We start from the raw sequence: 26026 nt of genomic DNA, 5'->3' as shown, positions 1-26026 counted from the left end.
GTCGCCCGGCCAGTCAGCCGGAGCCACGGCAGGACAGAAAAGGAGGTTGGGGAAATGATGATTACTTTGACTAGCGGATGGATGTACTGCACCACCGCCACCCCGGCCTCGTTCGCTGAGCCGCGCCCAAATGTCGGACTGACTGTTTCCTGACCGCTTTCCCGTCCCAGGTAATGCAAGCTGGGACGGGCGGCAGCTGGCTTCCTCAACGGAACGCCTGGTGACAGCAGCCTGAACACGCGGAACCACGCGGTTGCGCAGCCTCCCATAGTTCGGAACCCAGTTTCTTGTTGGGGTTTCAGCGCTGCTGCGTCCTGGGGCCACTCTCCATCGAATAAATTCCCCGTATCCGGAATTCCGGCTTAATTTACAGCCCTAGAATTTCGCGCCTAATTGTCGCGCCCGGAATCGGCTGTTCGAATTCATCGCACCTATGGCTTTATTTGCCGTGCCCAAAATCTGCCGTCCGTTTCACCCGGCCATTCCCCACTAAGTCGCACCGAACCGGTCTGCAAATCCCCCACCAATGAAAGGGCCCCGTGGCTACCGCAACCACCGCTTCAACCCACCGCACCGCCGTACCCGCCGCCAAGACGCACCGATCCAGCCACCGAGGGGAGGTAAAAACCATGATGAACAAGCTCTATACGGTCCTGTTCAGGAAACTGGCGCACAGGGAGTCAACCCGCTTCAACGGCCAACTCCTGGACCAAAGACGAAACGAAACCTTCCTCGCCATGTATCAGGCCGGCCTGATTCGCTGAACCCCTGATCTGCTGACTGCCGGACACTTCCGCCACTGGTGCATGGACCAATCCCGTGCAGGAACGAAGCCCGTTACCGGCAGGACTGTTCGCAGCGAAGGAGAACCTGTGACTGACATCGGAACCGATCCCAGAGGAGCCCGTGCGGCGACGCACGGGCTCCTCCTTTTAAGCCCCGTTCGTCTCCCCCGTTGCCGTGGGGCGGGCGATCCGACGTGCCAGGAACTCCGCAGCGCGGCGTGGGGCAACGGCCCCCGGTAAGCTCGAGGGCATGCAGGAGACAAAGCCGCCGGAGCGCAAACGGGTCCGATTGGTCATCCCGAGCCGCAGCGACCCTTTTCTCCGAAACTTCACGGAACTGGTAGGTGGTCCGTTGGGCCAGCGCTCGGCGCCCGGGATCGTTTCGCCAGGATTCTTCACGGTGGAGCGTGTTCTGGTGATCCTCACAGTCCTCGCCGCCCTGGCCGGGATTCTGCTCAAGAACTTCTGCCGCACCAACGGCTGGGAAACGCCCGGGCAGTTCTACGCCACGTGCTACTCGGACTTTCCGGAACTGTTCCGCAACCGCGGCCTCGGCGATGGCGCCTTCCCCTTCATCACCCAGGGAAGCCTCTTTGAGTACCCCGTGCTGATGGGGCTCATCGCGGGCGCCACGGCACTTCTGGTGCCCGGTGCCGGCACCGGAGACCCCCGTGTCCTTGGCTACTTCGACGTCAATGCCACCCTGATCGCCGCGGTCTGGATTATCACCGTGCTGGCCACAGCACGGACGGACCGGCGGCGGTCCTGGGACGCGGCGATGGTTGCCCTCGCCCCGGGCATCGTCCTCGCCGGCGTCATTAACTGGGACATGTGGGCCGTGTGCATGCTGGCTCTTGGGATGTACTTCTTTTCGCGAAACAAGCTGGTCCTCGCCGGAATCTTCATCGGCCTGGGCACGGCCACCAAGCTCTACCCCCTGTTGATCCTCGGTGCCGTCCTGCTGCTGGCGCTCCGGAGCGGGCGCATCCGGGCGCTCCTGATCACCGCTGGTGCCGCAACCGCGGCCTGGCTGGCGGTCAATGTCCCGGCAGCCGCGGCAAATCCGGACGGCTGGAAGTACTTCTACCAGTTCACGCAGGAGCGGCCGGCGGGCTACAGCTCACCCTGGTTCGCCTACAACCTGGTGGCTGGCCGGCTGGGCTTGAACCCGCTTCAGGCCGAAGCCATCAACTCCCTCGCACTGGACCTGTTCCTCCTGGCCTGCATCCTGATTGCGGTCCTCGCACTGACAGCACCCCGGCGCCCGAGGATCGCGCAGTTGGTCTTCCTGATCGTGGCCGCATTCATCCTGACCAACAAGGTGTACTCGCCCCAGTTCGTGCTGTGGCTGATCCCCCTCATCGCCCTCGCCCGGCCCCGCTGGCGTGACTTCCTCATCTGGCAGGCCATCGAAGCACTGCACTGGGGCGCCGTCTGGATGTACCTCGGGCAGGCGACCAGCGGCGGTTCGACCCAGCACAACATCGATATGCCCTACTACGTCCTGGCAGTGGTGGCCCACATGCTCGCCACCGCCTACCTGATGGCGCGCGTCGCCTGGGACATCTGGGATCCGTCCCACGACGTGATCCGCGGGCACCGGATCGATGATCCGCATGGCGGCCCCTTCGACGGTGCCCCGGACTGGCTGCGGATTGATCTCCGCCGGCCTGCGGCGTCCGTAGTGCCGTGGCGGAAGAGTGCCGTGGCGGAAGGCCACCGCCCATGACTGACGTCGCCGTCGTCGGCTCCGGCCCCAACGGGCTGGCCGCGGCGGCGACCATGGCGCGGGCCGGACTCAAAGTCCACGTGTTCGAGGCGGCTGCCACCCCCGGCGGCGGACTCCGCACCGCCGAACTGATGGAACCGGGCCACTTCCACGACGTCTGTTCAGCCGTGCACCCCATGATTCTGGCCTCACCTTTCTTCCGCCGGTTCGAGCTGGCCCGGCGCGTGCCCCTGGAAGTGCCGGAGCTCTCGTACGGATCCCCGCTCGACGGCGGCCGTGCGGCGCTGGCCTACCGCTCCCTGGACCGCACTGTTGCGGAACTCGGGCGGGACGGCGCCGCCTACCGCCGGCTTATGGAGCCCCTGGTGCGGCGGGTGGAGGGAGTCGCAGACCTGACCCTGAACCAGCTGCTGCGGATTCCGGGAGATCCTCTGGCAGCCGCTGCATTCGGTCTCCGGGCGCTCGAACAGGGCTCGCCGCTGTGGAATGCGAGGTTCAGTCAGGACCTGGCTCCCGCACTGCTGAGCGGGGTCGCCGCGCATACCGTGGCGCCCCTGCCCTCGGTCACCTCGGCCGGCGCCGGCCTCATGCTGGGCGCCCTGGCGCATGCCGGCGGCTGGCCTGTTCCGCGCGGCGGATCGGCCGCGATTGCCCGGGCGCTGACCGCCGATATCGAAGCCCATGGCGGCGTGATCGAGACCGGGAGGCGGATCGCTTCACTCGCGGAGCTGCCGCCGGCCCGGGCCACCCTGCTGGATGTGGCGGCCCCCGCGCTGCTTCACCTGGCGGAGGGCAGGCTCCCGGCACGCTACCGGAGCGCCCTGGCGTCCTTCCGCTTCGGGAACGCGGTCTGCAAGGTCGACTTCATCCTCTCCGGACCGGTGCCGTGGGCGGCGGCCAGCCTCGCCGATGCCGGGACTGTGCACGTAGGCGGCACCAGGGCGGAAAGCGCCGAAGCGGAGCGCCAGGTGGCATCGGGACGGCATCCGGACCGGCCCTACGTACTGGTCTCCCAGCCCTCGCGTTTCGATGCCGGCCGCGCCCCGGCCGGCCGGCACATCCTGTGGACCTATTGCCATGTTCCGGCCGGCTCTGCCGTGGATATGAGCGACGCGGTCATGGCGCAACTGGAGCGCTTCGCACCCGGCTTCCGGGACCTGGTGGTCCAGTTCAAGGTGACGACGGCCGCCGGGCTGGCGGCGTACGACGAGAACTACGTCGGCGGGGACTTCGGCGCCGGCCGCATGGACCTTTGGGGCATACTGCGGCGCCCGGTGCTGAGCCCCGTTCCATGGCGGACGCCGCTGCCCGGCGTGTACCTGTGTTCCTCGTCCACCCCGCCGGGTCCCGGCGTCACCGGGATGCCCGGCTTCCACGCCGCCAGGTATGCCCTCCAGGACATGTTCGGGCTCGGCGTACCTGACCTCGGGAACCGGGTCCCCTAACCCAACCGCGGGGCCCCGAAGCCCGTGTCCGCCGCCGCCGACGCGGCCGGCGTCGCCACCATGGAGGACAGCCGTCCGTCGCGCATGCTCGCCACGGCGTCAGTGATCGGGACGAAGTCGGTGTCGTGGGTGACCATGACGGTTGCCACGCTGAATTCGTCCGTGACCTGCCGCAGCAACCGGACGATCGCCTCGCTGCGGTGGTGGTCAAGAGCCGCCGTCGGCTCGTCCACGAGCAGCACGGCAGGATTTCCCATGAGTGCCCGGGCAATGTTGACACGCTGCCGCTGCCCGCCGGAGAGCTGGTGGGGCCGCTTGGCCAAGGCGTGGCCGAGACCCACGAGGTCCAGCAGACCGGCCGCGCGTTCCCCGGCCGCGCGGGCGGCCCCGCCGCGCAGACGCTGGGTGATCACCAGCTGCTCCATCGCCGTGAGGGAGGGCAGGAGGTTGGGCTGCTGGAAGATGATCCCGATCTTGTCCCGGCGCAGTGCGGTGCGCCCGGCGTCGGGGAGTCCGCCGGCGTCCTGGCCGTCGATCACCACCAGGCCGGCGGAGGGCCGGACGAGGGTGGCGGCGACGGCCAGCAGGGACGACTTTCCGGACCCCGACGGGCCGATGAGGGACACAAACTCCCCGGGGTGAACTTTGAGGCTCACGTCGTCCAGGGCTTTGAGGGTGCCGTCTCCGTCCGGGTACTCCAGGGTGACGTTGACAAGGTTCAGGGCAGCGTTGTTCAGGGCGGACTTGTTTACGATGGACTTGTTCAGTGCGGAATTCACGAGATATGCCTTTCGAAGAATATACGGGACCGGGCCTGGGGCCGGTCAGTTGCCGCCGAGGGCGATCAGCGGATCGACGCGCGCAACGCTGCGGACCGCGAGGGCTGCCCCGGCCAGGCCCAGGAGCACGATCCCGGCGATGGGCAGCAGCGTTGTCCAGGGCGTGATGAGGAACGGCGCCGCCTGGGACGCGAGGACCCCGCCGGCCACGCCGGCCAGCCCGCCTGCCGCGGCGCCGGCCAGCAGGACCACGGCTGCCTGCGCCATGGCGTCCCGGAGGATGTAGCGGGCGGACCCGCCGAGTGCCTTCAGAACGGCGATGTCCCGGGTGCGTTGGACCGTCCAGACCGTCAGGAAGGCGACAATCACGAGGGCCGAGATGCCATAGAGGAATGCCTGCATGAGCAGCAGCGAGCCGTTCTCGCTCTTGTAGGAGCCGAGGGCCTGGAAAGATCCGTCGACGGTGGTGCTGACGGTTCCCGCGGCTGCATTGGCGGCATCGGTATCCACCCCGGGTCCGGCCGTGGAGTCAAAGGTCACGGCCAGCACCGTCGCGGCGCCCGCGTCCGGCAGGTGTGCCAGCTTCTGCCAATCGGCCAACGTGGTCCACACGACTCCGGTGTGTGAATACCACTGCTCCGGAACCACGGCCGTCACAACGAGGCCGGTGCCGCCCACCGAGACGCGGCTGCCGGTGCTGAGCTCCAGGTCCTTCGCCAGTCCCGCTCCGACAGCGATGGTTCCCTCTGTCAGCGGGGCGGGGGCCAGTGGCGTGCCGGTCTCGGTGCCGAAGACCGCAACGCTTGCCGTGCGTGCCGGGACGCCTCCGTCGCCGAGGGCCTGGAAGCGGCTCTGGCTGATCCCTAAGGCATCGGCCCGGGCGACGCCGTCGCGTGCCGACCACTGCGACTGTTGGGCGCGCGAGACTTCGGATTCCGTGAACGAGGCCTTGGGCGTGCTCCCTGCCGGGGCGCCGAAGACCAGTTGGTCGGCCGGGAGGGCAGCAAGGGCCGACGTCGACTGGTTGCCGAGTCCGGCCGTCAGCCCGGAAAGCATGACGAGCAGGAGGGTGATGAGCGCGACGACCGCGCCCATCAGGGCGAACCGGCCCTTGGCAAAGCGGATATCGCGGATGGCGAGATACATGGTTGTCCTTTTTCGTGACGTTTGTGGCGTTGCTTCCAGCCTTCCCTCCGCCAGTCCCAGGGGCATCGGCCGCCCGGTTGGATCGCGGGCACCGCAAGGACTGCCCTGCGATCAACCAAAAGGTTGATTCCGCCGGTGGCGGGCCGATTTCCGCAGTTGCCCCTGCCCCGCCGGCACTACGCTGGAAGCATGGAGGGCAACGCCGGCAACACGGTCCACGAGGGCATTGGACACGAGGGCACACGACACGCCGGCACACCCCACGGGGCCACGGGGCACGCGGGCACGGAGCCCACCGGGGCGGCCGTCATTCTGCGCGTCCTTCGCGTGAGCCTTCACGTCGGCTTCGCGGTACTTCTCCTGGTGGCGCTGGTCCGGCTCGTGGCCGGCGGAATCACGGGTCAGGGCTGGGTCACCCTGCTGCTGGCCCTGCTGCTCGCCGCCTTCTACCTCGCTGGCACCGTTCTGGAGAAAAGGCATGCAGCCCACAGGACCCGGTTCGATCCGCGGCCCTACTCGGCCTGGTGGCTGGGCGGCGTCAGCGTCCTGTGGCTGCTGCTGATCTGGACCAGCGCCGACTTCGTCTGGCTGGCCTTCCCGCTGTTCTTCCTGGAGTTGCACGTGCTCCGGCGCCGGCTGGCGCTGCCCGCGATCGCACTCAGCACCCTTTTTGTCATTGGGGCGCTCTGGTTCCACAACGGCGGTATCGCACCGCCGGAGCTGCCCATGGTGCTCGGGCCCGCGTTCGGCGCAGCCTTCGCTGTGGTCACAGGGCTGGCCTACCGGGCGCTGTTCCTGGAGGCGGAAAACCAGCGGCTGGCGGCCGAAGAGCTCCGCCGCACCCGTGCCGAACTCGCCCGAACCCAGCACAATGCCGGCACCCTGGCCGAGCGCACCCGGCTGGCCCGCGAAATCCATGACACCCTCGCCCAGGGCCTGTCCAGCATTGTGCTGATGGGGCGCGCGGCCGAGAAAGCCCTGGACGACGGCGAACCCGCCGTGGCACGGGAAAGGCTCCGCATCGTCCGGGACACGGCCGCCGCGAATCTTGCAGAGGCCCGCAACTTCGTCCGGGCGCTCCAGTCCCCCGACCTCGAGGACGGCTCCCTCGTGGCCGGCCTCCTCCGGCTGTGTGAAAAGACCGAAGCGGAGACCGCCGCGCGCGGTACCGGGCTGCGCTGCCGCCTCGACGTCGAAGGCGTGCCCGTGGAACTCCCCGCGGCCCACCAGACCGCCCTGCTCCGGGCCGCACAGGCGAGCCTGGCCAACGTCCGGATTCACGCGCAGGCGAGCACCGCCGTCGTCACCCTTTCCTTCTTGGGCCCGGAAGTGGCCATGGACATCTACGACGACGGCACCGGGTTCGACCCCGCCGCCTTGCCGGCCCGTCCGGACGGTTCCGGTTATGGGCTGACGTCGCTGCGGGAACGTGTGGCCGCCCTCCACGGCCAGCTGGACATCGAGTCTGCCCCGGGTGAGGGGACCGTGGTGGCCATCCGGCTGCCACTGGGCGACGAGCCCGGCACCGCGCCCGGTTCCAATGCCGTGCCGGCGCAAGCCAGCGGGGACCGGCAATGAACAACATCCGGGTGTTCCTGGTGGACGACCACCCGGTGGTCCGGGCCGGGCTGCGGGCGATGCTGGGTGATCTGCAGGGCATCACAGTGGTGGCCGAGGCGGCCGACGGCGGCGCCGCCCTGGCCGGACTGGCCAAGCTCCATACCCTGGGCGAGCCTGCGGACGTGGTGCTCATGGACCTGCAGATGGGCGCGGGAATGGACGGCGTCACCGCGACCGGCCGGATCAAAGCGGGAGAGGCCGGGCAGCCGGCGCCTCCGGTGCTCATCCTCACCACCTTTGACTCCGACGCCGACATCCTCGCTGCCGTCGAGGCCGGCGCCAGCGGCTACATGCTCAAGGATGCCCCGCCGGAGCAGATCCGCCAGGCGGTGCTCTCCGCCGCGGCCGGCGGTACGGCGCTGGCACCCGAGGTCGCGGCCAGGCTGATGGGCCGGATCAGGAACCCGGAGCCGGCCCTGTCCGTCCGCGAGATCCAGTTGCTCGAACTGCTGGCCACCGGGATGGGAAACCGGGCGATCGCCAAGCAGCTGTTCATTTCCGAGGCCACGGTCAAGACCCATCTGGTGCATATCTACGGCAAGCTCGGCGTGGACAACCGCACTGCCGCGATCGCCGTTGCCGCACAGCGCAGGATCATCCGGCGGCCCTAGGCGTTCCGGGCACGGGAAGTCCGTGCCTGTGTCACGTGCCGCCGCTTTGTGACACGGGGGTTGTCAGTGGTCCGGGGCATAATGTCGCAATGGGGAACTCATCAAAACTTGCACTGGCCCTTGTGGGTCTGGTTCTTGGCGCCTCGCTGGTCGCCTGCGGAGACGGCCGGGACGGCGCGGAAGGCGCCGCCCAGCAGCTCGCCAGCGCGGTGTCCGCGCTCGACGTCGGATCCGTCGCCTTCGAGGGGAAGGAGTCGGGCGCCGCCAACGACCAGCTCAAGGAAATTTTCCAGGGACTGGACCCGGACAAACCAGCCGTGCAGGCCGGCCAGCTGACCTTCGAGTCGGACACGGCCACGTTTCCGCTGAACTACACCTGGAAAGTCGGCGCGGAGGAATGGAAATACACCGTTTCCGCACAGCTGAAGAAATCCGGGGACAAGTGGCTCACGGTGTGGAAGCCGGCCATGCTGGTTCCCGACCTCGCTGACGGGGAGATCATCACCCGGGCCACCCAGACGCCGCAGAGGGCCTCCATCCTGGGCGCCGGCGGGGCCCCGCTGGTCACGTACCGGCCCGTTGTCAACGTTGGCATCGACAAGCCAGCGCTCGGCGGCGCGGACCCCTCCGACTCCGCCACCAAGCTTGCCCAACTGGTCGGCGTGGACCCGGCAGCCTACGCCCAGCAGGTCGCGGCGGCCGGTCCGGACGCCTTCGTCCCGGCCATCACCTTCCGCGAGGACGGTTCCCGGACCATCACCGACGAGCAGATCTCCGCCATCCCCGGCGGCCGCGCCGTCCCGGACAGCCTGCCGCTGGCACCCACCCGCACGTTTGCGCGGGCACTTCTGGGTACAGTCTCCGAGGCGAACGCGGAGCAAATCGAGAAGTCCGGCGGCGCGCTCAAGCCCGGGGACACCACCGGCGCCGGGGGCCTGCAGCAGCAGTACGACGCGCAGCTGCGCGGAACCGACGGGATCGTGATCCGGGCACAGAAAGCCGGACTCACCACCGCGGAAATCCAGGCGGCGTCTCCCGACCCGAGGCGGGTGCTGTTCGAGACCGGCATCAAACCCGGAACCCCGCTGAAAACCACCCTGGACCCGAAGCTGCAGCAACTCGCGGAAGACGTGCTCGGCAAGGTCGGCCCTGCGTCGGCCATCGTGGCGCTCCGGCCCTCCAGCGGCGCCGTCCTGGCCGCCGCGTCCGGGCCGGGCAGCAACGGCTACGACACCGCAATGCTGGGACAGTATGCCCCCGGATCGATCTTCAAGATGGTCGATTCCCTGGCCATGTTCCGCAACGGGATGACCCCCGATTCCAAGGTGGACTGCCCGGCGACCCTCACGGTGGACGGCCGCACCTTCAAGAACGCCGAGGGATACCCCGAGTCCTCCCTGGGCTCCGTGACGCTGCGCGACGCCTTTGCGCACTCCTGCAACACCGCCTTCATCAACGCCCGCGACACCGTCAGCCAGGCGCAACTCGAATCTGCCGCGACCTCGCTGGGCGTGGCAGTCGAAGCGCCCGCGCTCGGCGCCGCAGCGTTCCTCGGCTCCGTCCCCGGGGAAGCCGCAGGAACCGAACACGCCGCCTCCATGATCGGCCAAGGCAAAGTGCTCCTGTCCCCGCTGGCCGCCGCCATCATGGCCGGCTCGGTAGCCAAGGGAGCCCCGGTGGCCGCCCAGCTGGTCTTGAATCCGAATGAGGGCGTCACTTCACCGGGCGCCGAGAGCACGCCCACTGCCGGCACCGGAACAGGCACGGCGCCTGCCGCCCCGCCCTCCGGTGACGCGTCGGCGTCGGCGTCGGCCGCGGCACCGGCTACGGCGGCCGAAACGCCGGTAACGGCAGCGGAAGCCGCGGCGTTGGCTGACATGATGCGTGCCGTCGTGACCAGCGGGCATGCCGGGTTCCTGGCCGCCGTCCCGGGCGAGCCCGTCGGCGCGAAGACCGGAACGGCTGAGTTCGGCAACGACACCCCGCCCAAGACCCACGCCTGGATCGTGGCGGCGCACGGTGACCTCGCCGTCGCCGTCTTCGTGGAGGACGGCGGCCTTGGAGCCACCACGTCCGGACCGCTGCTCAAGGAGTTCCTCACCCGGGCCAGCTGAGACGCCGGACCGGAAAAGTCCGAGTCGCCGGAGATTCTGCGCCGAAATGGCGGATGCTCCCCCGCGTTGTTATGCGGGGGAGCATCCGTCGTTCGGGTGTCAATAGTGCGGGAGCGCCTCAGGCGGCGAAGCCGTCCGCAATGTCCAACACGGCGTCCAGTACGGCCAAGCCCTTTTGGGTGTCTTCCACGCTGGTGTTGCACGGCGGGACAACATGGATTCGGTTGAAGTTCGCGAACGGGAGCAGCCCGCGGGACTTGCAGGCCGCCACCAGCTGGTTCATTTCCGGGCTTGAGCCGCCGTACGGGGCCATGGGCTCGCGGGTCTTCCGGTCCTTGACGAGTTCGATCGCCCAGAAGACGCCCTTGCCGCGGACTTCACCAACGGAGCGGTGGCGCTCGGTGAATCCACGGAGGGCCGGTCCGATCACCGTCTCGCCGAGGGCTGCCGCGTGCTGGACGATCTGTTCGTTCTCCATCGCGTTGATGGTCGCCACGGCGGCAGCCGCCGCGAGCGGGTGGCCCGAATAGGTCAGGCCGCCGGGGTAGACACGCTTGCCGAACGTGGCTGCGATCTCCGGGCTGATTGCCACCCCGCCCATCGGAACATAGCCGGAATTCACGCCCTTGGCGAAGGTCAGCAGGTCCGGAACGACGTCGAAGTGCTCGACGGCGAACCAGGTTCCGGTGCGGCCGAAGCCGGACATGACTTCGTCGGCGATGAAGATGATGCCGTGCCGGGTGCAGAGCTCGCGGACGCCCTGCAAGTATCCCGGGGGCGGCACGTAGATCCCGGCCGTGCCCGGGATGCTTTCCAGGATGAGGGCGGCGATGGTGGAGGGGCCTTCGAAGCTGATCAGCTGTTCCAGGTGTTCGAGGGCGCGCTGGCTTTCCTCCTCCTCGGTGGTGGAGTGGAAGGCGGTGCGGTACAGGTACGGCGGGAAGAAGTGGACGGTGCCGGTGCTGGCGGTGTCGCTGGGCCAGCGCCGGGGGTCGCCGGTGACGTTGATGGCCAGCTGGGTGCCGCCGTGGTACGAACGGTAGGCGGAGAGCACCTTGTGGCGGCCCGTGTGCAGACGGGCCATGCGGATGGCGTGCTCGTTGGCGTCCGCCCCGCCGTTGGTGAAGAAGATCTTGTCCAGTCCGCCGGGCGTGCGCCCGGCAATCAGGCGTGCAGCTTCGGAGCGCGCGTCGTTGACGTAACTCGGGGCAATCGTGCACAGCTTGGTGGCCTGTGCTGCGATGGCGGATACGACGGCGGGGTGCTGGTGGCCGATATTGGTGTTGACCAGCTGCGAGGAGAAGTCCAGGTACTTGTTGCCGTCGCCGTCCCAGACGTGGGAGCCCTCGGCCGCGGAGATGACCATGGGGTCGATGAGGTCCTGGGCGGACCAGGAGTGGAAGACGTGCTTGCGGTCCAGTTCGTAGGCGCGGCGGGCGCCCTCGGCGGCCTCCTGCTGCGGGAGGGTTTCGTTTTCAAGGGTCGAGGTCATGACAGCTGCCTTTCGGATACGGGTGGCTTAGGCGTTCTGCGGGAAGCCGAGGTTGATGCCGCCGTGGCTTGGATCCAGCCAGCGGGAGGTGACGGCCTTGCCGCGGGTGAAGAAACCGACGCCCTCGGTGCCGTGGGCGTGGGTATCCCCGAACAGCGAGTTCTTCCAGCCGCCGAAGGAGTAGTAGGCCATGGGGACCGGAACGGGGACGTTGATGCCCACCATGCCCACCTCCACTTCGTTCTCGAAGCGCCGCGCCGCGCCGCCGTCGTTGGTGAAGATGGCGGTGCCGTTGCCGTATGGGTTGCCGTTGATCATCTCGAGCGCCTCGTCGTAGCTGTCAACGCGGAGCACGGACAGGACCGGTCCAAAGATCTCGTCCTGATAGATGGACATGTCCGGAGTCACCTTGTCGAAAAGCGTGGGTCCGACGAAGAAGCCGTCACCTTCCGCGTCGGCGGCGATGTTGCGGCCGTCGACGACGAGTTGGGCACCGGCAGCTTCGCCGGCATCAATGTAGCCGGCAACCTTGTCCCGGTGCTGGGCCGTCACCAGCGGGCCCATGTCGCAGCCGCGCAGCCCGTCGCCGGTGCGCAGGGAAGCCGCACGCTGGGCAATCTTGTCCACCAGTTCATCGGCGATTTCGCCCACCGCGAGCAGGGCAGAGATGGCCATGCAACGTTCGCCCGCCGATCCGAATCCGGCATTGATGGCGGCGTCGGCGGCCAGGTCCAGATCGGCGTCGGGCAGCACGATCATGTGGTTCTTGGCTCCGCCAAGGGCCTGGACGCGCTTTCCGTTGGCCGTCGCGGTCTGATAGACGTACTTGGCGATCGGGGTGGAGCCGACGAAGGAGACGGCTTTGATGTCCGGGTGGTTGAGCAAGGCGTCGACGGCCACCTTGTCGCCGTGCAGGACGTTGAACACGCCGTCCGGCAGGCCGGCTTCTTTCCAGAGTTCGGCCATCCAGTTCACCGCCGTGGGGTCCTTTTCGCTGGGCTTGACGACGACCGTGTTGCCGGCGGCGATGGCAAGCGGGAAGAACCACATCGGCACCATGGCCGGGAAGTTGAACGGGCTGATGACTGCGACCGGACCCAGGGCCTGGCGGATGGAGTGGACGTCCACGTTGGTGGACGCGTTCTCGGTGTAGCTGCCTTTGAGCAGATGGGGGATGCCGCAGGCGAACTCGACGACTTCCTGGCCCCGGGTGACTTCCCCGAGGGCATCGTCCAGGACTTTTCCGTGCTCGGAGGTGATGATGGCGGCGAGTTCGCCTTTGCGGGAGTTGAGCAGTTCGCGAAAGGCGAAGAGGATCTGGGTGCGGCGGGCAATCGAGGTGTCGCGCCATGCGGGGAATGCGGCCTTGGCCGCGGCAATGGCGGCGTGGCTCTCGTCCCGGCTCGCGAGCGAAACCTGGCCGGTGACCTTGCCCGTGGCCGGGTTGGTCACCGGGGCCGTGCGCGCGCCGGCGGGAACGTAGCTGCCGTTGATCCAGTGCTCGATGATGTTCAAGGTTTCTCCTCATGCGGTATTCGGGGTGCGTTGAGTCCAGTGTCCCTACCGGGAGACGGCACCATAAGTGCCAGTGTGTAAGGAGAATCACAGCTTGGTTTACACTGTGTAAATGTTGCCCACCGTCGGCTCGATCCTTGACCTTCCCGTTCTCCGCGAGGCCGCGCCGCTCCTGCTCGGCGGCGCCGGGGCCCTCGACAACCCCGTGCGCTGGGTCCACGTGAGCGAATTGCTCGACATTTCCGGGCTGCTGTCTGGCGGGGAGCTGGTGCTTACCACCGGACTGGAGCTGGAAAAGGAACCCGGGCTTACGGCGTCGTTCATCAGGTCCCTGGAGCAGGCGGCGGCGTCCGGCCTGATTGTTGAACTCGTCGGCGACAGGAAGCCCAGTTTGGATGCGCTGCGCGCGGCCGCGCTGGCCACGGCCATGCCCGTGATCGTGGTGGAGCGCCGCGTGCGGTTCGTGCAGGTCACCGAAATCGTGCACCGGATCATCGTCGCCGAACAGCTGGAGCGGGTGGAACGCGCCCGCGACGTCCACGAGGCCTTCACGGTGCTGAGCCTGGAAAGCGCAGGGACTGGGCAGGTGGTGGACCAGGCAGCCGCCATGATCGGCGCCCCGGTGGTCCTGGAGGACCTCTCGCACCTCGTCCTCGCGTACTCGGCCGGGCAGCTGCGGACCATCGAACTGCTGGAGGACTGGGAGCGGCGGTCCAGGACCACGCCGGCGCCGCCCGGGACGGGCCGCACCGGGCCCGAGGCCTGGCTGCAGACGCCGGTTGGCGTGCGCGGGAACGTCTGGGGGCGGCTGGTGGTGCCGGTCCCCCTCGACGACGACGACGCGGCGGCCATGGTGCTGGAACGCGCGGCCCAGACCCTGGCGATCAACCGGCTCGCCGAACGGGACCGGCGGGAGCTGAGCCACCAGGCGCAGGCGGGGCTTCTCAACGCCCTCCGTCAGCCCCGCGGGCTGGGCGAGGACGAGGCGCAGGCCCGCGCCGCGGCGCTGGGACTCAGGCGGTCGCCGCACTACCTGCCAATTGTGTTCCGGAGCGGCGGAGCAGCCTATGGTCCCTCAGCAGGGGCAGGGGCAGGGGCAGGGGCAGGGGCAGCGGGAGCCGGAATCGATCCACTCGCTGGGCAACAGGAGGAACGTGCCCTGCTGGAGCAGCTCGCCCGGGCCCTCAAAACCGTGTCAGGCAGCGCTTTGACCGCGAGCATCCGGTCCGGATCGGTCGGCATGATCCTGGCCGTTCCTGCGAAGCAATTGGAGGACCCGACCCTCCAGCGTCTCGCCGATGCCCTCGCGGGCAGCGACACGCCACCCGGCCCACCCGTCCGCGGAGCCCGGCCCGGCAGAGGTCTGCCCGGCGGAGGCTGGGCCGGCAATCCGGCGGAGGCGACATGGAGCATCGGCGTGGGGCACCTGAGGGGTTCCTTGCTCGAAGCGGCGGCGGGCATTGACGAAGCCGCCCACGTCGCCGAAACCGCGGCGACGCTGCGGGGTGATCGGAAGCCGTTCTACCGGGCGACGGACGTCCGGCTTCGGGGGCTGCTGGCCCTGCTGCGCAAGGATCCGCGGGTGCAGCAGTTCGCGGAGTCAGAACTGGAGGGTGTCCTGCAGGCCGACGCCCGGGACGGCGGCGGGCAGCTGGAACTGCTGGGCCGCTACCTCGAGTCCGGCGGCAACAAAGCGGCTCTGGCCCGCACCGGCTATCTCAGCCGCCCGACACTGTACGCGCGGCTGGCCCGCCTTGAAGAGCTCCTCGGCGTGGACCTCGACGACGCGGAGTCCCGGACGTCGCTGCACGTCGCCCTACTCCTGCACCGGCTCCGGGGCCTGTGACCGCGCGGATCCGCGCAGAATGCGAGCATTGACGAATGGCGAAGCCCTTTACCTTGACCCAGCTGCGGTATTTCGCGGTGGTGGCCGAGCTCGAAAACATGACTGCGGCGGCCGAAAGGCTGCTCGTGACCCAGTCCACCCTGTCCACCGCCATGGCCCAGCTTGAAGCAAGTTTGTCGACGCAGCTGTTTGTCCGGCTCAGGACGCGCGGCCTGCGCCTGACGCCGTCCGGCCGGCAGCTGGCCCAGGACATCAAGGTGCTGCTGGAGCATGCGGACTCGCTGTACGAGTCAGCCCGCGGGCTTGCGACAAGCCTGGTCGGAGAGCTCAAAGTGGGCGTGTTTTCGCCCCTGGCGCCCTTCAGGCTTCCCGCAATCCTGCAGACCTTCGAAGTTCAGCATCCGGGAGTCGAGGTCTCCTTCCTGGAAGCCGATCTGGCGAGCCTGCAGACGGCCCTCCTCGAAGGGCAGTGCGATGTCGCGCTGATGTACGGTCTCGGCCTGGGCCGGGGCTTCACACACACGGTGCTCGAGCGCGTGCCCCCTCATGTGCTGGTCCATGCTGAACACCCCGCGGCGTCCCGGCCCGAGCGAAGCATCGCACTGAAGGATCTCGACGGCGAACCCGCGGTGGTGCTGGATCTGCCGCACAGCCGGGAATACTACGAGCAGCTGTACGCGATCGCGGGGGTGCTTCCCAATGTCCGGCACCGCTTTGCCGGGTATGAGACGGTGCGCTCGTTTGTGGCGAAGGGCCACGGCTACGCCATGCTGAACCAGCGGCTCCACAGCGACATGACGTATTCCGGCGGCAGGGTGGTTGCCCTGACCCTGACGGATGACTTCCCGCCAATCGAGGTGATGCTGGTCCGGCCCGAGGGAGTGCAACCCACCCGCCGGGCACTGGCCTTTGAGGAGACCTGCATCCGGCTCTACGGTGCCGCCCGGCACTAGCCCGGCGGATTCCCCGTGCCCACCGACTGTGACTGCGAAAATCCGCAGCGATTGGCATCGATGAAATCGATTGATTTGGCCAAAACAATCAATTGGACAGATGTGAACCGGATCACACAAAGTTGGTCCAGTGCGGTGGTGCCGGCGGGAGTCCAACGGCAAATCCCGCGCAATGACGGCCCTTGGCCGAGTCCCGAAGCGCGACAACCATGTTGATCAAAGGAGATTCAATGGTTCCGATTCACGCCCCAGGTGTCCGACTTATGTCCGGACCGTGGCTTGCCGGCAACACAGCGGCAACATCAGCAGATTTCATTTCCCGGGCCCGTAACACGGCAGGGAACTTCGGAAACACGGCGCCTCTAGCGTGGCTGTCATGACGATCAACGACATCAAGGACCAGCCGGTGTCCGCTTCCCAGACCACACCGTCCGCCCCGGCCCTGGACAAGGACGCTCCGCGGTCCGGACCTCTCGGCATCACCAAGATGCAGAAGCGGGTCCTCGCAGGCGGCAGCATCGGGCAGTTCATCGAATTCTACGATTTCACGCTCTACGGCCTCACCGCCGTCATCTTCTCCCAACTGTTTTTCCCCGGCAGCAACCCGGTCACGGCCATGCTTGCCACGTTCGCCACCTTCGGCGTCGCCTTCGTGGTCCGTCCCATCGGCGGCCTGTTCTTCGGCGCGCTCGGCGACCGGATCGGCCGCCGCCGGGTCCTGACCATCACGCTCGTCGCCATCGGCGGGGCCACCGCCTTGATGGGGCTGCTGCCGACCTACGGCCAGATCGGCGCCTGGGCACCGGTGTTGCTGGTCCTCTGCCGGCTGATCCAGGGCTTCTCCGCCGGCGGCGAATCCGTGGGAGCACCCTCGTTTGTCTTCGAGCACGCCCCGGTCAGCCGCCGCGGGTTCTGGCTCAACATCACCATCGCCGCCACTGCGCTGCCCTCTGTCGTCGCCGGTTCGATGATCCTCATCCTGAGCCAGTCAATGCCCAACGAGGCCTTCATGGCGTGGGGCTGGCGCCTGCCGTTCCTGCTGGCACTGCCGCTCGCCCTGTTCGGCGTCTGGATCCGCAGCCGGACGGTGGAAAGCGATGCGTTCAATGAGGCCAAGGCTGCCCGGACCAAGGAATTCAGCCCGGTCCGCGAAGCCTTCCGCGAAAACCGGCTCCGTATGGTCCAGGTCATCTTCGTCATGGGCCTGACCGCAATGGGCTTCTACTTCCTCTCGGCCTATTTCGTCTCCTATGTCCAGACCACGGGCCACCTGAGCCGTGAACAGTCCCTCCTGGTCAACGCCGCCGCTCTCGCGCTCTACGCCGTCCTGCTTCCTTTCGGTGGCCGGCTGGGCGACCGCTTCGGCCGCAAACCGATGCTCATTGCCGGTTCAGCCGCGCTGGCCCTGCTTTCAGTGCCGAGCTTCATGCTGGTGACCAGCGGAAGCCTCCCTCTTGCCCTCCTGGGCCAGTCCCTCTTCGTGGTGGCGCTCTGCATCTACGGCGGAGGCTGCTACACCTTCTTCGTTGAAATCTTCACCACCCGCACCCGCTTCACGTCGGCGGCAATCAGCTACAACGGCGCCTACGCGCTCTTCGGCGGCACAGCACCGTTCATCGGGACCGCCCTGGTCGGCGGCACCGGAGTGCCTCACGCGCCCGGCTTCTACATGGCCGCGGCCGCCGCCGTCGTGCTCCTGCTGGTGCTCTTCACCAAGGTTCCCGAGACGCGCGGCCGCATGGGCTAAGCCCGCCGCCCCACCCTCTCCACCGCAACCTACAAAGGATTTCCCATGACTTCAGCAGCTTTCCTCGAAGACTTCCACCACGTGGCCACCATCGGCGCCACCCCCGACAACGGCGTCGACCGCCAGGCGGCAACCCCGGAGGATGCGCAGACACGCCACTGGTTCGCCGGGTGGGTGCGTGACGCCGGATGGGAACTCCGGGTGGACGGGATCGGCAACATGTTCGGGCTGCTGGAGTGGACGCCGGGGGCGCCCTATGTGCTGATCGGATCCCACCTGGACAGCCAGCCGCTCGGGGGCCGGTTCGACGGCGCGTACGGTGTCGTCGCCGCCCTGCACGCGGCCCGGCGTCTGGACGCCGAGGTTGCGGAGGGCGGGCCCGCGCCGCGGTTCAACCTGGCCGTAGTGAACTGGTTCAACGAGGAGGGCGGCCGGTTCGCGCCGAGCATCATGGGAAGTTCGGTGTTTGCGGGACTCCTGCAGCGGGAACAGATGCTGGATGTGGCGGACCTGCAAGGCGTCACAGTCCGTGAGGCGCTGGATGGCATCGGGTACCTCGGCACCTCTGACGGGCCCGAGGCCGCCGGCTACGCCGAGATCCACATCGAGCAGGGCAGGATCCTGGAACGCGAGGGCATCTCCATCGGCCTGGTGGACAGCAGCTGGTACACCCAGAAACTGGACATCGAAGTGCTCGGCGAACAGTCGCACACCGGAGCGACGGCCATGGCCGACCGGCACGACGCCCTGGTGGCAGCCTCCAAGATCATTCTTATGGTGCACGACGTCACGGCTGAGTTCGCCGAGGAGGCCCTCGTCTCATCCGTGGGCCAGCTGACCCTCGAACCGAACTCGCCCATTGTGGTGGCCCGTAGGGTCCACCTCGTCGCCGACCTCCGCTCCGGCGATCCGGACATCGTCAAGGCGGCCCGCGCCAAACTCATCGAGGACATCGATGCGCTGGCACGCGAGCACGACATCAAAGTCAATGTGAAGGACTTCGACATCCGGCCGATCCGCCGCTTCCCCGAAGGCGGGATCGAACTCGCGGACAAGGTGGCTGCAGACCTGGGCCTTTCCGCGCGGCGGATCCAGACCATGGCCGGCCACGATTCCGTTGCCATGAACACAGTGGCGCCGTCGGTCATGCTCTTCATCCCCAGCGTGGACGGCGTCTCGCACTGCGAACGGGAGTTCAGCACCGACGAGGACATGGTTGCCGGCGTGGACATGCTCACTGGGGTGGCCCGGGACCTGGTTGCCGGCGCCCTGGCCGAAGCCTCCTCCGAGCCGGCAGCGGCCTTGGCATGACCGAGCTGCACTACCTCGACGCCGGCACGGCCCTGCGGCTTTTCCGCTCCCGGGAGCTCTCGCCGGTGGAGCTCATGGAAGCGGTGATCACCAGGACCGAGGCCGTCAACGGCGGCATCAACGCCCTGACGGAGACCCTGTTCGAAGAGGCGCTCCCGGCAGCACGGCAGGCCGCTGCCCGGTATGCGCGGGGCAGGGACCTCACACCCCTGCTGGGGCTGCCGGTGGCCGCCAAGGAAAAGCACGGGCTCCGGGGACGCACCCTTTCGCAGGGGCTCGTAGCCCGCAAGGGGGAGCTCGCGCACGCGGACCATCCCGTCATCGACCGAATCCGGCGTGCCGGCGGCATCATCCATGCCCGCACCACCACGCCCGAATACAGCTGCGCCACCGTCACCCACAGTCCCCTGTGGGGAGTCACGCGCAATCCCTGGAACCGGCAGTATTCCCCGGGCGGCTCCTCCGGCGGTTCCGGGGCGGCACTGGCCGCCGGGCTGGCGCCGCTGGCCACCGCCTCCGACATCGCGGGTTCAACCCGCCTGCCGGCGTCGTTCACCGGGACCGTCGGCTACAAGGCGCCCTACGGAAGGATTCCCGGCCTGGCCCCGCTCTCCGCGGACCACTACCGCGGCGACGGCCCGATGGCACGGACCGTGGCGGACGCAGCCTTGCTGGCGAACGTCATGGCGGGCCGTCATCCGGGCGACCACACCTCCCTCGCCGGGAGTCCGGCGTTGTCCTGCCCGCCGGGTGCTGACACCGCCTCGGCAGTGGCCGGCATGCGCATCGCTCTCTGCATCCGGCTGGGGAACTATCCCGTCGCCGCGGATGTTGAGGCCAATACGCGCGGCGTGGCAACGGCCCTGCGTGATGCCGGCGCCGTGGTGGAAGAGATCGAGCTGCCCTGGACCACCGAGGACATCAGCCGGACAATGTTCACACATTTCGGCTACCTCCTCGGTCCGGCCATGGAGGACGAGACCTCGGAGTCTCCCGAGCTGCTGGCCCCGTACACACGGCGGTTCATGGCGGACGCCCGGAAAGCCGCCGCGGAAAACCGGTTCGTCGACGGCATCCGGGCGGAAACCAGAATCCAGGCCGAGCTTGCCGCGGCGATGTCCGGCTTCGACGCCCTTCTCTGCCCGGCCTCGGCCGTGGCCGCCCTGGACGCGGACGGCATGTACCTTGACGGGATCGACGCCGGGGGCGAGCGGCTCGGGCACTACTGGCAGGGGCACATGACGGCGCCCTTCAACATCAGCAACCGCTGCCCCGTCCTGGCCGTGCCGAGCGGCATGGCCGACTGCGGCATCCCCACGGGTGTGCAGATCGTGGGCCATCCATTCGAGGACGCCACAGTCTTCACGGTGGGTGCCGCCGTGGAGGCGGTGCGGCCCTGGGCAGGACGCCGTCCGGAGCTCCTGGTGAACAGCTAGGCGCCCGGGCCCCGGCCGGTCCGTCCGTCCATGGGAAGATTGAACGCGTGGCTCATATTGACGTTTCCGGCATCGACTACTTCCTCTCCGACGGCACCCAGCTGCTCAACGGCGTGACGTTCAAGGTCCCCGACGGCACCAAGACGGCGCTGATCGGGCCCAACGGAACCGGCAAGACCACGCTGTTCCGGATCATTTCCGGCGACCTCGTTGCGGATGAAGGCGTGATCGGCCGCTCCGGCAACATGGGGATCATGCGCCAGTTCGTGGGCCAGGTCCGGGATGAGTCCACCGTCCGCGACCTCCTGGTCTCCGCCGCCCCGCCCGCCCTGGCCGCCGCCGCGCGCACCGTCGACGAGGCAGAACTCGCCATGCTGGAGCACGACGACGAGCCCACCCAGATGGCCTATGCCCAGGCCATCGTGGACTGGGGAGACGCCGGCGGCTACGACGTCGAGACCGTCTGGGACGAGGTCTGCATGGCCGCCCTCGGCCTGCCGTTTGACCGGGCGCAGCACCGCCCGGCGTCGAGCCTCTCCGGCGGCGAGCAGAAGCGGCTGGTGCTCGAGGCTCTCTTCGCCGGCCCGGACGAACTGCTGCTCCTGGACGAGCCGGACAACTACCTCGACGTCCCGGGCAAGCGCTGGCTCGAGGCCAAGCTGAACGAGTCGAAGAAGACCGTGTTCTTCATCAGCCACGACCGTGAACTGCTCAACAACGCCGCCGGCCGCATCGTCACGCTGGAACCGGGCATCAACGGCGCCGGGGCCTGGATCCACGGCGGCGGTTTCGGTTCCTACGTGGATGCCCGGGCCGACCGGAACGCGCGCTTCGAGGAGCTGCGCAAGCGTTGGGACGAGGAGCACGTAAAGCTCAAGGAACTCGTCAACATGTACAAGAACAAGGCCGCTTTCCGTTCCGACATGGCCAACCGCTATCACGCGGCCCAGACCCGGCTCGCGAAGTTCCTCGAGGCCGGTCCGCCCGAGGCCCTGCCGATCGAGCAGAATGTGCAGATGCGGCTCAAGGGCGGGCGCACCGCCAAGCGCGCCGTCGTGGCGGAGAAACTGGAACTGACGGGCCTGATGAAGCCGTTCTCCACCGAGATCTGGTTCGGCGACCGGGTGGGCGTCCTTGGTTCCAACGGTTCGGGCAAGAGCCACTTCCTGCGCCTGCTCGCCACCGGCGGCACGGATCCGGAACGGGAGCACCTGCCGGTGTCCGACGTCGAGATCGCGGAGGTGCCGCATGAGGGCACCGTGAAACTCGGCGCCCGGATCCGGCCCGGCTTCTTCGCCCAGACCCACGTCCGGCCCGACCTGCTGGGCAAGACCCTGCTCGAAATCCTGCACCGGGGCGACGAGCACCGCTCCGGCATGGGCCGCGAAGCCGCCGCCGGGGCGCTGGACGGCTACGGGCTGGCAGCGCAGTCCGAGCAGAAGTACGAGTCCCTCTCCGGCGGCCAGCAGGCGCGGTTCCAGATCCTGTTGCTGCAGCTCTCCGGCGCCACGCTGCTGCTGCTTGACGAACCCACGGACAACCTCGACCTGCACTCGGCCGAGGCCCTGGAACGGGCGATCGACCACTTCGAAGGCACCGTCCTGGCAGTCACCCACGACCGCTGGTTCGCCCGCACTTTCGACCGCTTCCTGGTCTTCGGCTCCGACGGCAGGGTCTACGAGTCCGCCGAACCGGTCTGGGACGAAAAGCGCGTCGAGCGCGCCCGCTAAGCCAACAAGCAACGCGGCGTCACTTAACGCCCATCCCCGAGGGGTTTCTGGGGCGCCAAGTGACCCCGCGTTTGCTCTTTGGGTCGCGCAACAAATGATTAAATGATCACAAACCGTTAGCATTTGATCATGAACACTGATGAGCGGCACCGCCTGATCGGCGGACTGCTTCGCAACCGCGAGCAGGTGACGGTGGACGACCTGATGGCCGCCTGCGGCGCCTCCGGTGCCACCATCCGGCGCGACCTCGACATCCTGGCCCTGCACGGCGTGCTGCGGAGGGTCCACGGCGGAGCCAAGAGCCTGGTTTTCGGCGGTGAAAACCCCCAATACGGGCAGCGCGAGCTGGAGGACCACACCGCCAAGGTGAGGATCGCCGCCGGTGTGGCGGCCATGCTCCAGGACCGGAGTCACGTCTGGCTGGACAGCGGCACCACCGCTACGGAGATCGCCCGCCAGTTGCGCCAGCGCGAGATGACGATCATGCCGATGTCGTTGCGAGCCGTCACCGCGCTGTCCCTGGACGATGTGCCTGCCGGCCGCCGCCCCGAGCTCCTGATGCCGGGCGGCAGCCTCGTTCCCGGTGAACTGTCTTTCCGCGGGCCCATGACGGAATCCAACATCCGCTCGCTGCGCTTCGACGCCGCCGTGGTCACGCCCTGCGCCCTGAACCTCAAGGACGGGCTGTTGGCCCACGATCTCGACGACGCCGCCGTCAAGCGCGCTGGCCTGGAATCCGCGGCCCGGGTGATCGTCGCCTGCGCCGGATCCAAATGGAACGCCAGCGCCGTCGCCCTCGTCGCATCCCTGGACGCCGTCGATGCCGTCGTGACCGACCGGCAGCTCAGCCTGGAAGAACTTGACCAACTCTCACAACGCTCGGTGGAAGCAGTGATCGTATGACCAGTACCGCAACCGTCCCGCAACTGAAGGCTGCCACCGGGGCGACTTTCCTTGTCTTCGGGATCAACGGATTAGTCTTCGCCAGTTGGGCTGCCCGCATCCCCGCGGTGACAGAGATCCTGCACATCACCGCGGGCCAGATGGGAACGCTGCTGCTGTGCCTGGCGGTCGGCTCGCTGATCGCCCTGCCCACGGCCGGGTTTGTCGTCGGCCGGATCGGCACCGCCAACACCGTCCGGAGCGCCGGACTTGTGGCCGCGGCGGCCGGCGTCGGCGTCGCGCTGTCCCTGATGGCGGCCTCCGTCCCGGGGACGGCGATTGCCCTGTTCTTCTTCGGGATCGGCGTCGGGCTCTGGGATGTTTCGCAGAACATTGAAGGTGCCGACGTCGAGCACCGGCTCGGGCGCACCATCATGCCGCAGTTCCACGCGGCCTTCAGCGGCGGCGCATTCATCGGGGCCCTGATCGGCGCCGGCCTGTCCACCCTGGGGGTCGGGCTCCCGGAGCATCTGCTGGTCATAGCCGCCGTCGTCGCCGTCCTGACCACGGTGGCCCCGCGGTACTTCCTGCCCCATCTGCCCGCCGCGGCGCCCGCCGCGGGGGACCCGGACCACGGCAAGGGCGGGTCGGCCTGGCGGGACGGGCGCACGCTGCTGATCGGCGTCGTCGTTCTCGGCGCCACCCTGACTGAAGGCGCCGGCAATGACTGGATTGCCAAGGCCGCGGTTGACGGCCTGGGCGCTGAACAATCCACGGGGGCGCTGCTGTTCGCCGCCTTTGTGCTGGCAATGACCGCCATGCGCTTCTTCGGCGGCCGCGCGATCGACGTCTACGGCCGCGTGGCTGTGCTGCGCGCCAGCATGGCCGCGGCAGCCGCGGGCCTCTGCCTCTTCGTGTTCGCCGGCACCATCTGGCTGGCCGCTGCCGGCGCCGTGCTCTGGGGCGTGGGCGCCGCCCTCGCATTTCCGATCGGGATGTCCGCCGCGGCGGATGACCCCCGGAAGGCGGCCGCCCGGGTGTCCGTCGTGTCCACGCTGGGCTACATTGCCTTCCTCGCCGGGCCGCCGCTGCTGGGCTACCTGGGCGATGTCACCGGTATCAGGGCCGCCCTGCTGGCGATCGGGATTCCGATTCTGGTGGCCCTGGTGCTCGCCGGCGCCGCGAAGCCCTTGCGCGCGAGGTAGGTGCCCGCCGCGCCCTTGCCTCCGGCGGGCCGTCCGGCAGTATGGTGGTCAAATGCGAACCATGCTGAGGAAGGCCCCCGGCCGCCTGTCGAAATTCGACCTCAAACTGGTGCGCGCCGTCTCCAATCTGCCGGGCGGAGGCCATGACGAGTTCTTCCGCCGTCTCTCCGCCGCCGCCAACAAAGGCAAACTCTGGTTCGGCGTCGCCGGAGCCATGGCCCTGGTGCCCGGAAGGACGCGCCGGGCAGCCTTGCATGGGCTCTTGGCCCAAGGCGTGGCCTCGGCAGTCACGAACGTGGTGTTCAAGACCCTCCTGCCCCGGACGCGGCCCCTGCCCGAACACCTTCCGGTCTTCCGCTTCGTCAATCCGCAGCCGACGAGTTCGTCGATGCCCTCGGGCCATTCGGCCTCCGCGGTGGCCTTCGCGCTCGGAGTCGGCATGGTCCGGCCGGCACTCGGTGCGGCGCTGGCCCCCGTCGCGGCCGGGGTGGCCTACTCCCGGGTCCACACCGGGGCCCACTGGCCCTCGGATGTGCTGTTCGGTTCCGCGATCGGCGCCGGCGCGGCCATGGTGACGCGGAAGTGGTGGCCCGTCCGGCCGCCCTTCCCGGAAACCCGCCGTGGCGCCGTCCGGGCCGCGGAACTCCCGGACGGACAGGGTCTCTGCATCGCCGTCAACACCCTCGGCGGGTCCTATGCCGACGAGACCGTTGACGCCCTGCAAAAAACATTCCCCAAAGCGTATATAAAGAAAATTGGGCATGATGAGGCCGTTGACGCGGGCATCGCCGAGGTCGCGACGCGGCCGGGCATTGCGGCCCTGGGCGTCTGGGGCGGCGACGGAACCGTGGGCGCCGCGGCGGCCGCCGCCGTCGAACGCTCCCTCCCGCTGCTGGTGCTCCCCGGCGGAACGCTCAACCACTTTGCCCGCGACGCCGGGACGCCCACGCTGGGGGCGGCGGTGCAGGCGGCCTCGCACGGCGAGGCCGCAGTGGCCGACATCGGCCACGTGAGTGTCGAACGCGGGCTCCCCGACAGCCCGGAGCACCTCGAACTGATCATGCTCAACACGGCCAGCATCGGTCTCTACCCGAACCTGGTCCGCCGGCGCGAACAGCTCCAGCCGGCTCTGGGAAAACCCCTGGCCGGAGTGGTGGCCATGTTCCGGACCTTCGCGGCCGGTACCCCCACCACCCTGATCGTCAACGGGGTGCGGCACCGGCTGTGGATCCTGTATATCGGCCGCGGCCGCTACTACCCCAGCGACCACGCGCCGCTGGTGCGCCCCGTGCTGGCGGACGGGGTCCTGGACCTGCGGATGATTACTGCCGATGAGCCGTTTGCCCGGCTGCGGCTGCTCTGGGCCGTGCTCACGGGCACCGTGGCCACTTCCGGGATCACCCACCTCAGCGAAACGGACCGGATCACGGTGGAACCCGGGAACGGGCCCATGGTCCTCGCCGTCGACGGGGAGGTCATGCCAGGAGTGCGGAGCGTGGAGTTCACGGTCCGCCGCGACGCCCTGACCTACTACTCGCCCCTCGACTGAGCCTGTCATCCTCCCGGACTACCCTGATTGGCCCCTGAATCATCCCTGAGACCGGCGAAATACGCCGCCGGCCTCGGTAGCGTGGTGTGCAGACGGGCCCGTGACTGCGGAGCCCCGGATAATCTCCCGCT

At 68.3% G+C, this 26026-nt stretch carries 19 protein-coding genes; 15 read left to right on the top strand and 4 right to left on the bottom strand.

What is annotated here, in order from left to right:
* Positions 1 to 539 precede the first annotated feature (539 nt).
* From AC1D2F_RS00330 to AC1D2F_RS00320, 3 genes are all read left to right on the top strand, one after another.
* Positions 540 to 764, top strand: coding sequence for a hypothetical protein (locus AC1D2F_RS00330; RefSeq protein WP_229993530.1), 225 nt, complete (start codon positions 540 to 542; stop codon positions 762 to 764).
* Between the two features lie 271 nt (positions 765 to 1035).
* A complete protein-coding gene (locus AC1D2F_RS00325) occupies positions 1036 to 2514 on the top strand; it encodes a glycosyltransferase family 87 protein (RefSeq protein ID WP_229993531.1) in 1479 nt (492 codons plus the stop codon).
* A complete protein-coding gene (locus AC1D2F_RS00320; RefSeq protein ID WP_476965976.1) occupies positions 2511 to 3959 on the top strand; it encodes a phytoene desaturase family protein in 1449 nt (482 codons plus the stop codon). The genes AC1D2F_RS00325 and AC1D2F_RS00320 overlap by 4 nt, the downstream gene beginning before the upstream one ends.
* On the opposite strand, the gene AC1D2F_RS00315 is transcribed toward AC1D2F_RS00320, so the two are convergent.
* Together AC1D2F_RS00315 and AC1D2F_RS00310 are read right to left on the bottom strand one after the other, a co-directional pair.
* On the bottom strand, positions 3956 to 4738 hold the full coding sequence (locus AC1D2F_RS00315; protein ID WP_229993533.1) for an ABC transporter ATP-binding protein: 783 nt from the start codon (positions 4736 to 4738) through the stop codon (positions 3956 to 3958). The two genes, AC1D2F_RS00320 and AC1D2F_RS00315, sit on opposite strands and share 4 nt — an antisense overlap.
* A 45-nt stretch (positions 4739 to 4783) precedes the next feature.
* Positions 4784 to 5884: an ABC transporter permease gene (locus AC1D2F_RS00310; protein WP_229993534.1), complete on the bottom strand. Its 1101-nt coding sequence runs from the start codon at positions 5882 to 5884 to the stop codon at positions 4784 to 4786.
* Between the two features lie 189 nt (positions 5885 to 6073).
* Between AC1D2F_RS00310 and AC1D2F_RS00305 the strand changes: the two genes are divergently transcribed.
* The 3 genes from AC1D2F_RS00305 to AC1D2F_RS00295 all read left to right on the top strand — a co-directional run bounded on the left by AC1D2F_RS00305 (position 6074) and on the right by AC1D2F_RS00295 (position 10229).
* Positions 6074 to 7462, top strand: a complete 1389-nt coding sequence (locus AC1D2F_RS00305) for a sensor histidine kinase (protein ID WP_229993535.1) — start codon at positions 6074 to 6076, stop codon at positions 7460 to 7462.
* Complete coding sequence (locus AC1D2F_RS00300; protein ID WP_229993536.1) at positions 7459 to 8115, top strand: response regulator; 657 nt, start codon at positions 7459 to 7461, stop codon at positions 8113 to 8115. Before AC1D2F_RS00305 ends, AC1D2F_RS00300 begins: the two co-directional genes overlap by 4 nt.
* Positions 8116 to 8204: 89 nt before the next feature.
* On the top strand, positions 8205 to 10229 hold the full coding sequence (locus tag AC1D2F_RS00295) for a penicillin-binding transpeptidase domain-containing protein (RefSeq protein ID WP_229993537.1): 2025 nt from the start codon (positions 8205 to 8207) through the stop codon (positions 10227 to 10229).
* Positions 10230 to 10347: 118 nt separating this feature from the next.
* On the opposite strand, the gene AC1D2F_RS00290 is transcribed toward AC1D2F_RS00295, so the two are convergent.
* Positions 10348 to 11721 (bottom strand): aspartate aminotransferase family protein, encoded by a 1374-nt coding sequence (locus AC1D2F_RS00290; protein WP_229993538.1) that lies wholly within the window; start codon positions 11719 to 11721, stop codon positions 10348 to 10350.
* A 27-nt stretch (positions 11722 to 11748) separates the two neighbouring features.
* A complete protein-coding gene (locus tag AC1D2F_RS00285) occupies positions 11749 to 13236 on the bottom strand; it encodes a CoA-acylating methylmalonate-semialdehyde dehydrogenase (RefSeq protein ID WP_229993539.1) in 1488 nt (495 codons plus the stop codon).
* A 112-nt stretch (positions 13237 to 13348) separates the two neighbouring features.
* On the opposite strand from AC1D2F_RS00285, the gene AC1D2F_RS00280 reads away from it, so the two are divergent.
* The 9 genes from AC1D2F_RS00280 (at position 13349) to AC1D2F_RS00240 (ending at position 25895) form a co-directional block, all read left to right on the top strand.
* Complete coding sequence (locus AC1D2F_RS00280) at positions 13349 to 15082, top strand: PucR family transcriptional regulator (RefSeq protein WP_476965975.1); 1734 nt, start codon at positions 13349 to 13351, stop codon at positions 15080 to 15082.
* A 35-nt stretch (positions 15083 to 15117) separates the two neighbouring features.
* Positions 15118 to 16035 carry a LysR family transcriptional regulator gene (locus tag AC1D2F_RS00275; RefSeq protein WP_364746621.1) on the top strand — a complete coding sequence of 306 codons (918 nt, stop codon included), beginning with the start codon at positions 15118 to 15120 and terminating at the stop codon, positions 16033 to 16035.
* A gap of 376 nt (positions 16036 to 16411) precedes the next feature.
* Positions 16412 to 17782 (top strand): MFS transporter, encoded by a 1371-nt coding sequence (locus AC1D2F_RS00270; protein WP_229991874.1) that lies wholly within the window; start codon positions 16412 to 16414, stop codon positions 17780 to 17782.
* A 45-nt stretch (positions 17783 to 17827) separates the two neighbouring features.
* Positions 17828 to 19093 (top strand): M20 family metallo-hydrolase, encoded by a 1266-nt coding sequence (locus AC1D2F_RS00265; RefSeq protein WP_229991875.1) that lies wholly within the window; start codon positions 17828 to 17830, stop codon positions 19091 to 19093.
* Positions 19090 to 20529, top strand: a complete 1440-nt coding sequence (locus tag AC1D2F_RS00260; protein ID WP_229991876.1) for an amidase — start codon at positions 19090 to 19092, stop codon at positions 20527 to 20529. Before AC1D2F_RS00265 ends, AC1D2F_RS00260 begins: the two co-directional genes overlap by 4 nt.
* 47 nt (positions 20530 to 20576) lie before the next feature.
* On the top strand, positions 20577 to 22259 hold the full coding sequence (locus AC1D2F_RS00255; RefSeq protein ID WP_229991877.1) for an ABC-F family ATP-binding cassette domain-containing protein: 1683 nt from the start codon (positions 20577 to 20579) through the stop codon (positions 22257 to 22259).
* Between the two features lie 129 nt (positions 22260 to 22388).
* The gene (locus AC1D2F_RS00250; protein ID WP_229991878.1) at positions 22389 to 23162 is read left to right on the top strand and encodes a DeoR/GlpR family DNA-binding transcription regulator; all 774 of its coding nucleotides are present in this window, start codon (positions 22389 to 22391) and stop codon (positions 23160 to 23162) included.
* The gene (locus tag AC1D2F_RS00245) at positions 23159 to 24346 is read left to right on the top strand and encodes an MFS transporter (protein WP_229991879.1); all 1188 of its coding nucleotides are present in this window, start codon (positions 23159 to 23161) and stop codon (positions 24344 to 24346) included. Before AC1D2F_RS00250 ends, AC1D2F_RS00245 begins: the two co-directional genes overlap by 4 nt.
* Positions 24347 to 24398: 52 nt before the next feature.
* A complete protein-coding gene (locus tag AC1D2F_RS00240) occupies positions 24399 to 25895 on the top strand; it encodes a bifunctional phosphatase PAP2/diacylglycerol kinase family protein (protein ID WP_364746618.1) in 1497 nt (498 codons plus the stop codon).
* The last annotated feature ends 131 nt before the right edge of the window (positions 25896 to 26026 follow it).

This window comes from Arthrobacter sp. P1_B3 (genome assembly GCF_056406615.1).
Note: the sequence above shows the minus strand (reverse complement) of the source record. Positions and strands in the feature narration are given on the sequence as shown.

Bases quoted from the DNA above. Each gene is read 5' to 3' on its own strand.
- AC1D2F_RS00320 (WP_476965976.1), top strand. From the start codon at position 2,511: ATGACTGACGTCGCCGTCGTCGGCTCCGGCCCCAACGGGCTGGCCGCG.
- AC1D2F_RS00290 (WP_229993538.1), bottom strand. From the start codon at position 11,721: ATGACCTCGACCCTTGAAAACGAAACCCTCCCGCAGCAGGAGGCCGCC.
- AC1D2F_RS00300 (WP_229993536.1), top strand. From the start codon at position 7,459: ATGAACAACATCCGGGTGTTCCTGGTGGACGACCACCCGGTGGTCCGG.
- AC1D2F_RS00250 (WP_229991878.1), top strand. From the start codon at position 22,389: ATGAACACTGATGAGCGGCACCGCCTGATCGGCGGACTGCTTCGCAAC.
- AC1D2F_RS00295 (WP_229993537.1), top strand. From the start codon at position 8,205: ATGGGGAACTCATCAAAACTTGCACTGGCCCTTGTGGGTCTGGTTCTT.
- AC1D2F_RS00270 (WP_229991874.1), top strand. From the start codon at position 16,412: ATGACGATCAACGACATCAAGGACCAGCCGGTGTCCGCTTCCCAGACC.
- AC1D2F_RS00305 (WP_229993535.1), top strand. From the start codon at position 6,074: ATGGAGGGCAACGCCGGCAACACGGTCCACGAGGGCATTGGACACGAG.
- AC1D2F_RS00265 (WP_229991875.1), top strand. From the start codon at position 17,828: ATGACTTCAGCAGCTTTCCTCGAAGACTTCCACCACGTGGCCACCATC.
- AC1D2F_RS00245 (WP_229991879.1), top strand. From the start codon at position 23,159: ATGACCAGTACCGCAACCGTCCCGCAACTGAAGGCTGCCACCGGGGCG.
- AC1D2F_RS00260 (WP_229991876.1), top strand. From the start codon at position 19,090: ATGACCGAGCTGCACTACCTCGACGCCGGCACGGCCCTGCGGCTTTTC.
- AC1D2F_RS00275 (WP_364746621.1), top strand. From the start codon at position 15,118: ATGGCGAAGCCCTTTACCTTGACCCAGCTGCGGTATTTCGCGGTGGTG.
- AC1D2F_RS00310 (WP_229993534.1), bottom strand. From the start codon at position 5,884: ATGTATCTCGCCATCCGCGATATCCGCTTTGCCAAGGGCCGGTTCGCC.
- AC1D2F_RS00325 (WP_229993531.1), top strand. From the start codon at position 1,036: ATGCAGGAGACAAAGCCGCCGGAGCGCAAACGGGTCCGATTGGTCATC.
- AC1D2F_RS00240 (WP_364746618.1), top strand. From the start codon at position 24,399: ATGCGAACCATGCTGAGGAAGGCCCCCGGCCGCCTGTCGAAATTCGAC.
- AC1D2F_RS00280 (WP_476965975.1), top strand. From the start codon at position 13,349: ATGTTGCCCACCGTCGGCTCGATCCTTGACCTTCCCGTTCTCCGCGAG.